Consider the following 14,670-nt stretch of genomic DNA (forward strand, 5'->3'; position numbering starts at 1 on the left):
GCTCTGACGATTACACTGACCTCGTGCCTCAACTACGTCTCGCCCTGAACCAGATCGACTCGAGCGTCGGCGACCTCGCCGGGAACGCCGAGTCGATCGTCCGCTGGACCCGGCACTCCGCCGAGCAGGGAGCGCATCTCGTGGCGTTCCCGGAGATGGCGCTGACCGGGTATCCCGTCGAGGACCTGGCTCTCAGGTCGTCCTTCGTGGAGGCCTCCCGGGCGGCGCTGCGCGCGCTCGCCGCCCGTCTGGCCGGCGAGGGCCTCGGCCGGCTGCCGGTGATCGTCGGCTATCTCGACCGCAGCGAGACCGCCCAGCCGAAGTACGGCCAGCCGGCCGGCGCGCCGCGGAACGCGGGGGCGGTGCTGTACGGCGGCGAGGTGGTCCTGACCTACGCCAAGCACCACCTGCCGAACTACGGCGTCTTCGACGAGTTCCGCTACTTCGTGCCCGGCGACAGCATGCCGGTGCTGCGCGTGCACGGGGTGGACGTCGCCCTGGCCATCTGCGAGGACCTCTGGCAGGACGGCGGCCGCGTCCCCGCCGCCCGTTCGGCGAAGGCGGGCCTGCTCCTCTCGATCAACGCCTCCCCCTACGAGCGCAACAAGGACGACACGCGGCTGGAGCTGGTGCGCAAGCGGGCGCAGGAGGCCGGCTGCACCACGGCCTACCTGGCCATGATCGGCGGCCAGGACGAACTGGTCTTCGACGGCGACTCGATCGTCGTCGACAAGGACGGCGAGGTCGTGGCGCGGGCGCCGCAGTTCTCCGAGGGCTGCGTGGTCCTGGACCTCGACCTGCCGGCGGCGGCCGCGGACGCGCCGGCGGGCGTGGTCGACGACGGTCTGCGCATCGACCGCGTGGTGCTCTCCGAGGAACCGCTGCCGGCCTACGAGCCCGAGCTGACGGGCGGCTACGCGGACCGGCTGGACGACGACGAGGAGGTCTACTCGGCGCTGGTCGTGGGCCTGCGGGCGTACGTGGCGAAGAACGGCTTCGAGTCGGTGCTGATCGGCCTGTCGGGCGGCATCGACTCGGCCCTGGTCGCGGCGATCGCCTGCGACGCGCTGGGCGCGGAGAACGTGTACGGCGTGTCGATGCCGTCGAAGTACTCCTCGGACCACTCCAAGGACGACGCGGCCGAGCTGGCCCGCCGTACGGGCCTCAACTACCGCACGGTCCCCATCGAGCCGATGTTCGACGCCTACATGGGCTCGCTGGGCCTGACGGGCCTGGCGGAGGAGAACCTCCAGTCGCGCCTGCGCGGCACGCTGCTGATGGCCATCTCCAACCAGGAGGGCCACATCGTCCTGGCCCCCGGCAACAAGTCCGAGCTCGCGGTCGGCTACTCCACGCTCTACGGCGACTCCGTCGGCGCGTACGGCCCGATCAAGGACGTGTACAAGACGTCGGTCTTCCGGCTGGCGGAGTGGCGCAACCGGGCGGCCCGGGAGCGCGGGCAGACCCCGCCGATCCCGGAGAACTCCCTCACCAAGCCGCCGAGCGCGGAGCTGCGCCCGGGCCAGGTGGACACGGACTCGCTGCCGGACTACCCGGTGCTCGACGCGATCCTGGAGCTGTACGTCGACCGGGACCGCGGCGCGGACGAGATCGTCGCGGCCGGCTTCGACCGCGAGCTGGTCGTGAAGACCCTGCGCATGGTCGACACGGCCGAGTACAAGCGGCGGCAGTACCCGCCGGGGACGAAGATCTCGGCGAAGGGGTTCGGCAAGGACCGGCGCCTGCCGATCACCAACGGGTGGCGCGAGTCGGTCTGACGCGCCGGGGCGAGGGACTTGATAGGCAAGTGGTCACTTGCCTATGCTGGAGTCATGGCCGACGACCTTTTCAAAGCCTTGGCCGACCCCACCCGTCGCACCATCCTCGACGAGCTCGCGGAGAAGTCCGGACAGACCCTGTTCGAGATCTGCTCGCGGCTGAGCATGAAGCACCGGCTCGGCATCTCGCGCCAGGCGGTCTCCCAGCACCTCGCGGTGCTGGAGGCCGCCGGGCTCGTCGAGACCCGGCGGGAGGGCCGCTACAAGTTCCACGACCTGAACACGGCCCCGCTGCGGCACATCACCGAGCGATGGCCGGCACCCGACGCCTCCCGACCGGAAGAGAGCACGCCATGAGGATCCACCTGACCAGCGTCTTCGTCGACGACCAGGCCAAAGCCCTGCGCTTCTACACCGAGGTCCTCGGCTTCGTGAAGAAGCACGACGTCCCGGTCGGCGAGCGGGACCGGTGGCTGACCGTGGTCTCCCCGGAGGAGCCGGGCGGCACGGAACTCCTGCTGGAGCCCGCCGGTCACCCGGCCGTCAAGCCCTACCGCGACGCCCTGGTCGCCGACGGCATCCCGCTCGCCCAGTTCGCCGTCACCGACGTGCACGCCGAGTACGAGCGCCTGCGCGCCCTCGGCGTCCACTTCACCCAGGAGCCCGTGGAGATGGGCCCCGTCACCACCGCCGTCTTCGACGACACCTGCGGCAACCTGATCCAGATCGCGACGCAGCCCGAGTAGCCTCCAAAGCCCTCGGGCGCCGCAAGGGGACAGCCCCGCCGACGGGGGAAGATCGGCGGGGCTGTCGTGGTACCGCAGTGGCTCAGTGGACGGAGTGCTCCTCCTGCGGGAACGTTCCGCCGACCACGTCCTCGGCGAACGCCTTCGCGGCGTTCCCCATGACCTCGCGCAGGTTCGCGTACTGCTTCACGAACTTCGGCACGCGCCCGCCGGTCAGACCCAGCATGTCGGTCCACACCAGCACCTGCGCGTCCGTCTGCGGGCCCGCCCCGATCCCCACGGTCGGGATGTGCAGCACCCGCGTCACCTCGGCCGCGAGCTCGGCGGGCACCAGCTCCAGGACCACGGCGAAGGCGCCCGCGTCCTGCACGGCCTTGGCGTCCCGCAGCAGCTGCTGGGCCGCCTCCTCGCCCCGCCCCTGCACGCGGTAACCCATGGCGTTGACGGACTGCGGGGTCAGCCCGATGTGCGCCATGACCGGGATGCCGGACTCGACGAGCAGCCGGATCTGCTCGTGCGACCGCTCGCCCCCCTCCAGCTTCACGGCCTGTACGCCCGCCTCCTTCACCAGCCGGGTCGCCGAGCGCAGCGCCTGGACCGGACCCTCCTGGTAGGAGCCGAAGGGCAGGTCACCGACGATCAGGGCGCGCGAGGTGCCCCGCACGACCGCCGCCGACAGCATGGTCATCTCGTCGAGGGTCACGGGCACGGTGGTCTCGTACCCCAGGTGGCAGTTGCCCGCCGAGTCGCCGACGAGCATGACCGGGATGCCGGCCTCGTCGAAGACGGAGGCGGTCATCGCGTCGTAGGCGGTGAGCATGGGCCACTTCTCGCCGCGCTCCTTGGCGGCGGCGATGTCGCGCACGGTGATGCGGCGGGTCCCCTTGCCCCCGTACAGCGTCTTGCCGCCGTCGGAGGGCTTCGTCGCAGTCTGGGCAGCCGGAAGCTGCGTCATGGCACGGCTCCTAACACGTCATCTCGAGGCGCCCTGACGGCGTCCCCGGACCACGTCCATGGTGGCACCTTGTGCCATCGAGGGCCAGGGGAGCCCCTGTGAGTTCCGCTCACCGGCCGTCGGTTCCGGGTGAGCCCGGCCCCAGTGTGCGCGTTTCGTCACAGAGCACGCTTCCGGGGGCCGTGACCGGAACTCGCCGGACGGGCTCGAACGTCCTCGCCCCCGTACGGCCGCCGCGGGACGGCGGGAACGGAACGGATCATCCCCTAGGGTCGTAAGGACACGGGGGGCGATGGTGTGCACGGCAGGTAGTGAGGCGACGGTATGGCGCAGCAGGCGTACATGACGGAGACGGACAACGGCGGCTCGGGGCCCGAGCACCGCGGAACCCGGCTTCGGCGCCTGTCGGACCGGCTGCTGAGCGGCTGGCGGGGCGACCCACGGATCTGGCGGCGCGGACTGGTGGTGGCCGGGTGCGCGGTGCTGCTGGCCGTGGTGATGCTGCTGCACGCGCAGATCCCCAACGCCGTCGGCAACCTGGGCAGCCTGATCGAGACGTTCCTGCCCTGGCTCGGGCTGTTCGTCCCGGTGCTGCTCCTGCTGGCCCTGGTGCGCAGGTCGGCCACGGCGCTGGTCGCGGTGCTGGCGCCGACCGTGGTCTGGTTCAACCTCTTCGGGGGCCAGCTCAGCGACAAGACGGCCGGCGGCGGCGACCTCACCGTGGTCACGCACAACGTCAACGCCGAGAACCCGGACCCGTCCGGCACCGCCCGGGACGTGGCCGCCTCCGGCGCGGACGTACTGGCGCTGGAGGAGCTGTCCCCGGCCGCGGTCCCGGCGTACGAGCGGGCACTGGCGTCGACGTACCGCTACCACGCGGTCGAGGGCACGGTCGGCGTGTGGAGCAAGTACCCGCTCAGCGGTGTCCGGGCGGTCGACCTCGACATGGGCTGGACGCGGGCCATGCGCGCCACCGTGACCGCCCCGGCCGGGCAGGTCGCCGTCTACGTGGCCCATCTGCCGTCCGTGCGCGTGAAGATGGAGGCCGGGTTCACGGCCCGGCAGCGCGACCGCAGCGCCGACTACCTGGGCGAGGCCATCGCGCACGAACCGCTGCGCAACGTCGTGCTGCTCGGCGACCTGAACGGCACGATGAACGACCGCGCGCTCAACGCCGTCACCTCCCAGATGCGTTCCACGCAGGGCGCGGTGGGCAGTGGCTTCGGCTTCAGCTGGCCGGCCTCGTTCCCGATGGCGCGCATCGACCAGATCATGGTCCGCGGCCTGGAGCCGCAGAGCTCGTGGACCCTGCCGAAGACCGGCAGCGACCACCTGCCCGTCGCCGCCCGTGTGAGTGTCGCCACAAGCGGTTCCTGAAAAGCGCAGGTCAGAGCGGTTCGGGTGGGATTCGGCCACCTCGGCTTCACCTCGTGGAATAGTGCGCCTGCGAGACTTTGTTCCGTACTTGAACATACGACGTACGGATCACCACGCAAGTCTCGAAAGGTTCTTCATGCCCCTGGCCCTGCTCGCCCTGGCCGTGGGTGCCTTCGGCATCGGCACCACCGAGTTCGTGATGATGGGGCTGCTGCCCGATGTCGCGGACGACCTGAACATCTCGATCCCCAGCGCCGGCCACCTGGTCTCGGCGTACGCGCTCGGCGTCGTCATCGGCGCCCCGCTGCTGGCGGCGCTCACCGCCCGGATGTCCCGCCGCACGGTCCTGATCGCCCTGATGGGACTGTTCGTCGTGGGCAACGCCCTGTCGGCCCTCGCGCCCGGCCACGGCTGGCTGCTCGCCGCCCGCTTCCTGAGCGGACTGCCGCACGGCGCCTTCTTCGGCGTGGGCGCCGTCGTGGCCACGAACATGGTCGCGCCCGAACGCAAGGCGCGCTCGGTGTCCCTGATGTTCCTCGGCCTGACGGTCGCGAACGTCGTGGGCGTGCCGGTCGCGACCCTCATGGGCCAGCAGCTCGGCTGGCGGGCGACCTTCCTCGGCGTCGGCGCCATCGGCCTGGCGGCCATCGCGGCGCTCGCGTTGCTCATCCCGCACGACCACGAGCACGCCACCGCCCAGGGCCTGCGCGGCGAACTCGCCGCCCTGCGCTCGGTCCCGGTCTGGCTGTCGCTCGGCACGACCGTCGCGGGCTTCGGCGCCCTGTTCGCCGCCTACAGCTACATCACCCCGATGCTCACGGACGCCGCCGGCTACGCCGGCGCCAGCGTGACCCTGCTGCTGGCGCTGTTCGGCGTCGGCGCGACCGCGGGCAACCTGCTCGGCGGCCGGCTCGCCGACCACTCCCTGCGGGGCACGCTGTTCGGCGGCCTGGTCGCGCTCGTGGCGGTCCTGGCGCTGTTCCCGCTGCTCATGCGCACGGAGCTGACCGCCGCCGTCGCGGTGGTCCTGCTCGGCACGGCGGCCTTCGCCACCGGCTCCCCGTTGCAGCTGATGGTCATGGAGAAGGCCTCCTCGGCCCCCTCCCTGGCCTCCTCGGCCAACCAGGCCGCCTTCAACCTGGCCAACGCGGGCGGTGCCTGGATCGGCGGCCTGGCCCTGGCCGCCGGCTTCGGGGTCACCTCCCCGGCCCTGGCCGGCGCGGCGCTGGCCGTCCTCGGCCTGGGCGTCGCGTCGCTGGCCGCCGTCGTGGACCGGCGCCGGGCTCCGGTCGCCGGGCGCGAGCGGGTCGTGGCGAGCCACCTCCCGCGGGAGGCCGAGGCGGTGCGCCACTGACGGTTCCCGGCGGACGGCAGCCCGTGGGCCCCGGCCCACGGGCTGCCGCCGTGTCTACGGCCGGGCCCGGCGCCGCGTGGCGACCACGGCCGAACTGGCCGGCGTCGTCAGGACCTCCGCGGCGTCGAGCTCCGGGTGCGTCAGGTAGAACAGCCGCAACTCGTCCACCTCCCCCTCGAACCGGGGCGGCCACTCGGGCGACGGGGTGAAGTCGTCCAGGACGAGCATTCCGCCGGGCGCGAGCAGTTCGACGACCCGCCCGGGGTCGTCCCGCTTGCCGCCGCCGTCGCAGAAGAACACGTCGAACGGGGCGTGCCGTTCGAGCAGCCGCCAGTCGCCGGTGAGCACCCGGACGCGGCTGTCGTCCGCGAAGACCCCGGCGGCGCGGCGGGCCAGCTCCTCGTCCCGTTCCACGGTGACCAGCCGGGCACCGGCCCCGAGGCCGCTGAGCAGCCAGGCGGTCCCCACCCCCGACCCGGTCCCGCTCTCGGCGACCACGCCCCCGGGCTTGGCGGCGGCCAGGACGCGGGGCGGAACGTCCCGCTCGCTCATGCCCGGATCCCCTCTCATGCCCGGATCCCCTCCCGTGCCCGGATCCGACCTGCCCGGATCCGCCTCCGCAAAGGCCCGACGCTACCCGGCCGCGCCGTCGCGCACCGCCGGAACGGGCAGCCGGGACGGGCTGTCGGCGGGCTGTCGGCGGTCTGTCGGTGATTTGTCGGCGGGGGCTGACACCGTCGGTGGCATGACGCGAATCGGAAAAGACGCCGGCGGCGCCGCGGTGACCGTGCGGGGGCTGGTGAAGCACTACGGCGAGACCAGGGCGCTGGACGGGGTCGACCTGGATGTGCGGGAGGGCACCGTCATGGGGGTCCTCGGACCGAACGGGGCCGGGAAGACGACCCTGGTACGGATCCTGTCCACCCTGCTCGCCCCCGACTCGGGCCGGGCCACCGTGGCCGGCTACGACGCCGTACGGCAGCCCCGGCAGCTGCGGCGGGTGATCGGGCTCACCGGGCAGTACGCCTCCGTGGACGAGAAGCTCTCCGGCTGGGAGAACCTGTACATGATCGGGCGGCTGCTCGACCTGCCCCGCAGGAACGCCCGCAACCGAGCCGACGAGCTGCTGGAGCGCTTCTCGCTCACCGAGGCGGCCAAGCGGCCCGCGGCGACGTACTCCGGGGGCATGCGGCGGCGGCTGGACCTGGCCGCGTCCATGATCGGGGCACCGGCCGTGCTCTTCCTCGACGAGCCGACCACCGGCCTCGACCCGCGCACCCGCAACGAGGTGTGGGACGAGGTCAAGCGCATGGTCGGCGACGGGGTCACCGTGCTGCTCACCACCCAGTACATGGAGGAGGCCGAGCAGCTCGCCTCCGAGCTGACGGTCGTCGACCGCGGCCAGGTCATCGCCGGCGGCGCGATCGAGGAGCTGAAGGCGAAGGTCGGCGGCCGGGCACTGCGGATCCGCCCGGCCGATCCCGCACAGCTGCGGCCCCTCGCCGGCGCGCTGGACGACCTGGGGATCACCGGGCTGGCCACCACGACCGTGGACACCGACCGCGGTGACGTCCTGGTGCCGATCCTCAGCGACGAGCAGCTGACCGCGGTGGTCGGCGCGGTCACCGCGCGCGGCATCACGCTGTCCTCCATCACCACCGAACTGCCCAGTCTGGACGAGGTGTTCCTGTCCCTCACCGGCCACCGCGCCAGTGCCCCGCAGGACGCCGTGCCCGCCGAAGACCTCCAGGAGGCCGCCGTATGAGCGCCGCCGTCACCGTCCACGACACCGAGGCGGACGCCCGTATCCCGCTGCGCGGCCACCTGCGGCACACCGGGGCCCTGGTCCGCCGCAACCTGCTGTGGATCCGCAAGGACCCGGAGTCGATGGCCGACGCTCTGCTGATGCCGGTCATCTTCACCCTGCTGTTCGTGTTCGTCTTCGGCGGCTCGATCGGGCAGGCGCTGGGCGGCGGGCAGGACCGGTACGTGCAGTACGTCATCCCCGGCATGATCGCGATGATGAGCATGACCCTGTCCCAGGGCGTCGGCACGGGCTTCAGCCAGGACTTCAACTCCGGTGTCATGGACCGCTTCCGGTCCCTGCCGATCGGGCGCGGCTCGGTGCTGTTCGCGAAGATCTCGGTGGAGCTGCTGCGGATGCTGTTCGCGACGGCCGTGCTGATGATCGTCGCCGTCGCGGTCGGCTTCGAGATCACGAACTGGCCGGGGCTGCTCGCGACCGTGGCTCTGTCCACCGCGTTCGCCTCGTCCATCATGTGGGTGTTCCTCACCCTGGGCGTGATGCTGAAGAACGCGCAGTCCGTGCAGGCGATGGGCTTCCTGGTGCTGTTCCCGCTCCAGTTCGGCTCGTCGATCTTCGCGCCGACAACGTCGATGCCGGGCTGGCTGCAGGCGTTCACCGACTACAACCCGCTGTCGACCCTGGCGGACGCCGCGCGCGGCCTGATGATCGGCGGGCCCGTCGCGCACGACCTGTGGGTGACGCTGGGCTGGTCGGTGGCGATCACGGCCGTGATGGCACCGGTCGCCATCCACAAGTTCCGCACGAAGAACTGACCCGCCGACCCGGATCCGCGTCACAGCAGGGCGGTGGCCTCCTCCAGGCAGAGGCCGCCGCCCTCCGCGTACGCCGCCGCGTAGGCCTGGTCGCCGAGGTGCGCACGGGCCATGCGCTCCGTGTGCTCGCGGGTCGCCCGCTCCTGCCGCTGGGCGACGTGGCCGGGCGGCAGCAGGGCGTCGAAGGCGCCCAGGCAGCGGGCGGCGTCCCGGGCGCGGCGGCCGCCGTCGAGGGCGGCCAGGGCCCGCGCGCCGATGATCAGGTAACCCGAGCGCATGTGGGGCGTGATGGCTTCGGACAGCGGGTCGGCGGCCCGCTCCAGCCCTTTGCGGATCCGGCCCAGGCACTCCTCGTACCGTCCCTCGGTGGCGTCGAGCGCGGCCTCCGCGCCGAGGATGAACGCGTCGAAGACGATGAAGTGGGCGATGCGGAAGTCCTGGCGCAGCCGCCGCAGGTGCTCGCGCGCCTCGGGGACGCGGCCCGTCATGCCGAGCCAGCCGGCCAGGAACAGGCGCGCGGCGGGCATGGCCTCGCTGTGCGAGTCCTCGTGCTGGGCGATCACCTCGCGCAGCAGCCGTTCGCCGCGTTCGTCCTCGCCCGCCTCCAGCAGGGCGCTGCCCAGCCGGGCGCTGAGGACGGCGGCCTGGGCCCGGGCGCCGAGGTGCTCGGCGTGCTCGATGGCGGCCTCGTAGTCGGCCGCCGCGCGTGCGTGGTCACCCTTGCGTTCGTGGGCCTCGGCGCGGGCGGAGAGGGCCTCGGCGGTGCCCCACGAGTCGCCCAGGCGTCGGTAGATCTCCAGCGACTCGTCGGCGTCGCGGGCCGCGTCACCGGCCCAGTCGGTGCGGTTGGCGAGGAAGTTGGCCCGCATCTGCAGGCCGGAGGCGAGCTCCCAGTCGAAGCCCGGGGTCCGCCGGCAGGTGTCGACGGAGGCGTCGATGACGACGCGCAGCCGCTCCATGTCGCCGGTCAGCATCACGGCGAAGAACCACAGCAGGCCGGGCAGCCGGCAGTTCTGCGGCAGGCCGGGCTCGTAGGTCAGCGAGATGGTCCGCAGCTTCTGCTGGGAGCGCGGGTTCTGCCAGGCGTCCAGTTCGGTGTCCATACAGGCGAGATGGGCCAGGTGGACCCCGCGCCGGGCCTCCCACAGGACCTCTCCGGCCATCGGGGGCGGGGCGTCGGTGCAGCGCTGCCACACGGGGGCGGCCCGGCGGACGGGCTCGGCGAAGGGGTCGGGGCCGAGGGCCATGACCTCGCGGCACCAGTTGCGGGCCTCGATGCGCAGGTCGCGCATCTGCCAGTACCAGACCAGGGACAGGGCCAGGCACAGCGCCTCCTGCTCGTCGCGCAGGGCGACGGCGTGGCGCAGGGCGGTGCGCAGGTTCTCGTACTCCCGCTCCAGCCGGTGGATGGCGGCGAGCTGGTCCGGGCCGCGCAGCAACGGGTCGGTGGTGCGGGCGAATTCGCGGAAGTACGTCAGATGGGCCCGCTCGGCCTCGGCACGCCGCCCGGACTCCTCCAGCCGTTCGGCCGCGTACTCGGCGACGGTCTCCAGCAGCCGGTAGCGCATCTCGCCGTCGGCCGGGTCGCCGGGCGGGCCGGCCACGACCAGGGAGCGGTCGACGAGCGAGCCGAGCGCCTCCAGGGCGACCGGCCCGCACACGGCCTCGGCGGCGGACAGGTCGCAGCCGCCGGCGAACACCGAAAGGCGCCGCAGGACGTCCCGTTCGTCCTCGTCGAGCAGGTCCCAGGACCAGTCGACGACGGCTCTGAGGGTCTGCTGGCGGGGCAGGAGGGTGCGGCTGCCGGAGGTGAGCAGGCGGAAGCGGTCGTCGAGCCGGTCGGCGATCTGGCGGGGGGTGAGCATCCGCAGCCGGGCGGCGGCGAGTTCGATGGCGAGGGGCAGGCCGTCCAGGCGCCGGCAGATCTCCGCGCAGGCCCCGGGGTCGTCCTCGACGCGGAAACCGGGCCGGGCCGCCGCGCCCCGCTCGGCGAGCAGCCGCAGCGCGACCGGCTCCGGCAGCGGCTCCACCGGCCGCAGCAACTCGCCCGGGACGCCGAGGGGTTCGCGGCTGGTGGCGAGGACGGTCAGGCCGGGGCAGCGCTCCAGCAACTCCCCGGTGAGGCGGGCGGCGGCGTCGGCGACGTGCTCGCAGTTGTCCAGGATGAGCAGCATGCCGGGGCGGGAACAGTGCTCGGCGAGGCGTTCGACGGGGTCGTCGAGACGGTCGGAGACGGCCGCCCGGATGCCCTCGGCGCCCGCGCCGTACAGGACGGTCTCGCGGGCGCCGACGGCGGTGAGCACGGCTTCCGGGACGGCGGCGGGGTCGTCGACGGGGGCCAGTTCGGCCAGCCACACCCCGCCGGGCATGGCGTGCCGTACGGTCTCGGCGGCCTCCTGCGACAGGCGGGTCTTCCCGGCGCCGCCGGGGCCCAGCAGGGTGACCAGGCGGGCCGCCGCGAGGTCCCCGCGGATCGTCTCGATGTCGCTCTCGCGGCCGATGAAGGAGGTGAGGCGGGCGCGCAGGTTGCCGGGGGCGGAGGGGGCCGGGGCGGTCGGCGGCGCCGGGGACGCCGCCGCGCGGGCGGCCGGGCCCGCGGCGGGCCGGGGTCCGTCGCCGCCGTCCGGCGCGGCCAGCAACTCCGCGTGCAGGGACCGCAGTTCCGGCCCCGGGTCGGTGCCCAGCCGGTCGGCGAGGAGCCGCCGTACGTCGTCGTAGGCGGCGAGGGCCTCGGCGGTGCGGCCGGCGTCGCGCAGGGCGCGCAGGCGCAGCGCCTGAAGGGGTTCGTCCAGGGGGCGGTCGTCGCACAGGGCGGTCAGTTCGGGCAGCGCCTGCTCGGCCTGGCCGAGGGCGAGGGCGGCGCCGTGGCGGGCGCGCAGCACGTCCAGGCGGCGGGCCTCCCGGCGGGCCGCCTCGGCGGTGCGGTCGGGCAGGTCGGCGAGGACGGGGTCGCGCCACAGGGCGAGGGCGTCGTCGAGCACCACGGCGGCCTTGGCGGGGTCGCCGTCGGCCAGGGCCCGCAGCCCTTCACCGGCCAGCCGCTCGAAGCGGTGCAGGTCGATGTCGTCGGACGCGGCCGTGAGCCGGTACCCGCCCTCGGCGGAGGCGACCGCGTCCGGCCCGAGCGCCCGCCGCAACCGCCCGATCAGCGCCTGCAGCGCGCCCGCCGCGTCGGCGGGCGGGTCCCCCGCCCACACCTCGTCCACGAGCATCCCGGCGGGCACGGTGCGCCCCGTGCGCAGGGCGAGCACGGTCAGCAGCGCGCGCAACCGCGCCCCACCGACCGGAACGGGCGTGCCGTCGGCGCGGATCGCCTGGGTGGTGCCGAGGATGCGGTAGTGCACGGGGTCCATTGTCTCCGGTGGCAGAGGGGCGGTCACGACGGCCCGACGGCGGGGCGGGGGCGGGATGCCCAGGGCCTGGCGCGGGAGAGCCGGGAGTCGGTGTCCGGGACGTCCAGGGTCGCCAGCACCGCGGCCTCCCTCCACTGCCGTCCCCGTTGCGCCTCCCCCTCCGCGAACCGTCCCGGGCACCGCCGTACCGCCCGCAGCCGCCGCTCCCCCGCGACCGGCTCCCACGTGCGCGAGCCGGGCGCGGTCTCCGCGTAGGCCTGGGACAGCACTTGTACCGCACGGACCCGGCCGCGCACCTCGGGCCACCGCGCGCCGTGCCGTTCGACGGACAGCAGCCCGGCCGCCCGGAAGCGGCTCCCCCGCTCGGGCAGCCGGGCCTCGTCGTCGCCGAGGCCCGTGCCGAGGGCGACCGTGAGGCCGCTGTCCTCGCGCACCACCCGCACACCGTCCACGTCCTCCACCGGCCCGCCGATCTCGGTGAGCTGGTCGTGCCAGCCGCCGCCGAACACGTCGTCCGCGTCCGCGAAGAGCAGGGGCCAGCTCACCTCGTCCCCCACCGAGAACGCCGTGCCGCAGCACTCCATCTGCCAGTCTTCGTAGATCACGTGCCAGAGCCCCATGCGCCCAGCCTCCCCGGAACCGGCCGCCCCGCGCGAGACGTTTTCCCCCCGCGCCCGGTACCGTCGGGCCGTCCCACCGCGTGTCCGAGAGTGCAGGGAGTCCCATGACCACCGCCATCAGCCGCCACAGCGAGCGGCGGATCAGTCCCGTGTTCGTCGGGATCCTGGCCGTGACGGCGGTCACGGGGTGGGCGACCTGGACCGAGTTCGCCGAGCAGCCCGGGGTCGCCGTGTTCCTGTTCGTGACGGCGGCGTGGATCGTCTCGCTGTGCCTGCACGAGTACGCGCACGCGCGCACGGCCCTGCACAGCGGCGACATCTCGGTCGGCGCGAAGGGCTACCTGACCCTGAACCCGCTGAAGTACACGCACGCGCTGCTCAGCATCGTGCTGCCGGTGATCTTCGTGATCATGGGCGGGATCGGCCTGCCCGGCGGCGCGGTGTTCATCGAGCGCGGGCGGATCCGCGGGCGCTGGAAGCACAGTGTGATCTCGGCGGCGGGCCCGCTGACCAACGTGCTGTTCGCCGTCGTGTGCACCGCCCCGTTCTGGCTGGACGCGCTGGACGGCGTGCCGAGCGACTTCCGCTTCGCCCTGGCGTTCCTGGCGCTGCTGCAGGTGACGGCCGCGCTGCTGAACTTCCTGCCGGTGCCGGGCCTGGACGGCTACGGGGTGATCGAGCCGTGGCTGTCGTACGACGTCCGGCGCCAGGTGGAGCCGTTCGCGCCGTTCGGCCTGCTGTTCGTGTTCGCGCTGCTGTGGCTGCCCGCGGTGAACGGCGTGTTCTTCGACGTGGTCGACGCGATCCTGAAGTCGCTCGGCATCAGCGACTTCGAGACGTACTGCGGCCAGGAGCTGTACCGCTTCTGGCAGGGCTCGGACGAGTTCTGCGCGGCCGCGCCCTGACGGCTCAGCCCGTGACGGACTTCCGCTGCTTGCCGCGCTTGAGGTAGTACCAGCACATGTTGGACGACAGGCCCGCCAGCAGCACCCAGACGATCCCCAGCCAGCTGCCCTCCACGAAGGAGACCACGGCCGCCGCCACGGAGAGGACGCAGACGATCAGGGCGTAAACGGCAAGGCGGGGCATCTCGGTCGACTCCTGTCGGGGGACACTGCGGGCACTGCTGATGCCGTCCAGTGTCCCCCATGCGTCTCACCGGCTCACACGTCGGTGACCCGGAGTCCCGCGTGCGCCTTGTACCGGCGGTTGACGGAGATCAGGTTCGCCACCAGCGACTCCACCTGGTGGGCGTTGCGCAGCCGCCCGGCGAAGACGCCGCGCATGCCGGGGATGCGCCCGGCGAGGGCCTGGACGATCTCCACGTCGGCGCGGACCTCGCCGAGCACCATCACGTCGGTGTCGATCTCGTCGATCTCCGGGTCCTGCAGCAGCACGGCCGACAGGTGGTGGAAGGCGGCGGTGACCCTGGAGTCCGGCAGCAGCGCCGCGGCCTGCTCGGCGGCGCTGCCCTCCTCGGGCTTGAGGGCGTAGGCGCCCTTCTTGTCGAAGCCGAGCGGGTTGACGCAGTCGACGACGAGCTTGCCGGCCAGTTCCCCGCGCAGGGACTCCAGGGTCTTGCCGTGGCCGTCCCACGGCACGGCGACGATCACGATGTCGCTGCGGCGCGCGGTCTCGGCGTTGTCGGCGCCCTCGACGCCGTGGCCGATCTCCTCCGCGGCGGCCCGCGCGCGGTCGGCGGCCCGCGAGCCGATGATCACCTTCTGCCCGGCCTTGGCGAGCCGGTAGGCGAGGCCCTTGCCCTGCGGCCCGGTCCCGCCGAGCACCCCGACGACGAGTCCGGAGACGTCGGGCAGGTCCCAGGGGTCCTTGGCGGGGGCCTTCTGGGCGTTGTCGGTGGCAGCACTGTCGGTAGAGGTCATGGCCCCGACTCTACGACCGTGCCC

General features: G+C 73.1%; 14 protein-coding genes. 8 read left to right on the top strand and 6 right to left on the bottom strand.

Annotated elements, in window-relative coordinates:
* Positions 1-23 precede the first annotated feature (23 nt).
* Genes AC07DA_RS10655 through AC07DA_RS10665 form a run of 3 tightly spaced genes read left to right on the top strand, consistent with a single transcriptional unit; the run spans position 24 to position 2,524 of the window.
* Complete coding sequence (locus tag AC07DA_RS10655) at positions 24-1,778, top strand: NAD+ synthase (protein ID WP_479126548.1); 1,755 nt, start codon at positions 24-26, stop codon at positions 1,776-1,778.
* Between the two features lie 54 nt (positions 1,779-1,832).
* The gene (locus tag AC07DA_RS10660; RefSeq protein ID WP_479126550.1) at positions 1,833-2,135 is read left to right on the top strand and encodes an ArsR/SmtB family transcription factor; all 303 of its coding nucleotides are present in this window, start codon (positions 1,833-1,835) and stop codon (positions 2,133-2,135) included.
* The gene (locus AC07DA_RS10665) at positions 2,132-2,524 is read left to right on the top strand and encodes a VOC family protein (protein WP_479126552.1); all 393 of its coding nucleotides are present in this window, start codon (positions 2,132-2,134) and stop codon (positions 2,522-2,524) included. Before AC07DA_RS10660 ends, AC07DA_RS10665 begins: the two co-directional genes overlap by 4 nt.
* An 82-nt stretch (positions 2,525-2,606) precedes the next feature.
* Here the strand turns inward: AC07DA_RS10665 and panB are convergent, their stop codons facing one another.
* The gene (gene panB / locus AC07DA_RS10670; protein WP_479126554.1) at positions 2,607-3,479 is read right to left on the bottom strand and encodes a 3-methyl-2-oxobutanoate hydroxymethyltransferase; all 873 of its coding nucleotides are present in this window, start codon (positions 3,477-3,479) and stop codon (positions 2,607-2,609) included.
* Positions 3,480-3,803: 324 nt separating this feature from the next.
* Between panB and AC07DA_RS10675 the strand changes: the two genes are divergently transcribed.
* A complete protein-coding gene (locus tag AC07DA_RS10675; protein WP_479126556.1) occupies positions 3,804-4,856 on the top strand; it encodes an endonuclease/exonuclease/phosphatase family protein in 1,053 nt (350 codons plus the stop codon).
* 94 nt (positions 4,857-4,950) lie between these two features.
* Entirely contained in the window at positions 4,951-6,210 is a 1,260-nt protein-coding gene (locus tag AC07DA_RS10680; RefSeq protein ID WP_479126726.1) for an MFS transporter, read from the top strand.
* Positions 6,211-6,264: 54 nt separating this feature from the next.
* Here the strand turns inward: AC07DA_RS10680 and AC07DA_RS10685 are convergent, their stop codons facing one another.
* Positions 6,265-6,762 carry an O-methyltransferase gene (locus AC07DA_RS10685; RefSeq protein ID WP_479126558.1) on the bottom strand — a complete coding sequence of 166 codons (498 nt, stop codon included), beginning with the start codon at positions 6,760-6,762 and terminating at the stop codon, positions 6,265-6,267.
* Between the two features lie 193 nt (positions 6,763-6,955).
* Between AC07DA_RS10685 and AC07DA_RS10690 the strand changes: the two genes are divergently transcribed.
* Entirely contained in the window at positions 6,956-7,975 is a 1,020-nt protein-coding gene (locus AC07DA_RS10690) for an ATP-binding cassette domain-containing protein (protein ID WP_479126560.1), read from the top strand.
* A complete protein-coding gene (locus AC07DA_RS10695; protein WP_479126562.1) occupies positions 7,972-8,790 on the top strand; it encodes an ABC transporter permease in 819 nt (272 codons plus the stop codon). Before AC07DA_RS10690 ends, AC07DA_RS10695 begins: the two co-directional genes overlap by 4 nt.
* A gap of 20 nt (positions 8,791-8,810) precedes the next feature.
* On the opposite strand, the gene AC07DA_RS10700 is transcribed toward AC07DA_RS10695, so the two are convergent.
* Positions 8,811-12,143: an AfsR/SARP family transcriptional regulator gene (locus AC07DA_RS10700; protein WP_479126564.1), complete on the bottom strand. Its 3,333-nt coding sequence runs from the start codon at positions 12,141-12,143 to the stop codon at positions 8,811-8,813.
* Between the two features lie 23 nt (positions 12,144-12,166).
* On the bottom strand, positions 12,167-12,763 hold the full coding sequence (locus AC07DA_RS10705; protein WP_479126566.1) for a DUF6578 domain-containing protein: 597 nt from the start codon (positions 12,761-12,763) through the stop codon (positions 12,167-12,169).
* A 104-nt stretch (positions 12,764-12,867) separates the two neighbouring features.
* Between AC07DA_RS10705 and AC07DA_RS10710 the strand changes: the two genes are divergently transcribed.
* Positions 12,868-13,668, top strand: coding sequence for a site-2 protease family protein (locus AC07DA_RS10710; protein WP_479126568.1), 801 nt, complete (start codon positions 12,868-12,870; stop codon positions 13,666-13,668).
* 4 nt (positions 13,669-13,672) lie between these two features.
* Here AC07DA_RS10710 and AC07DA_RS10715 read toward each other — a convergent pair whose 3' ends face one another.
* Both AC07DA_RS10715 and npdG read right to left on the bottom strand, forming a co-directional pair.
* Positions 13,673-13,852: a hypothetical protein gene (locus AC07DA_RS10715; protein WP_479126570.1), complete on the bottom strand. Its 180-nt coding sequence runs from the start codon at positions 13,850-13,852 to the stop codon at positions 13,673-13,675.
* A 74-nt stretch (positions 13,853-13,926) separates the two neighbouring features.
* Positions 13,927-14,646, bottom strand: a complete 720-nt coding sequence (npdG, locus tag AC07DA_RS10720) for an NADPH-dependent F420 reductase (protein ID WP_479126572.1) — start codon at positions 14,644-14,646, stop codon at positions 13,927-13,929.
* Positions 14,647-14,670 lie beyond the last annotated feature (24 nt).

It is taken from the genome of Streptomyces sp. NPDC044921 (genome assembly GCF_056432865.1).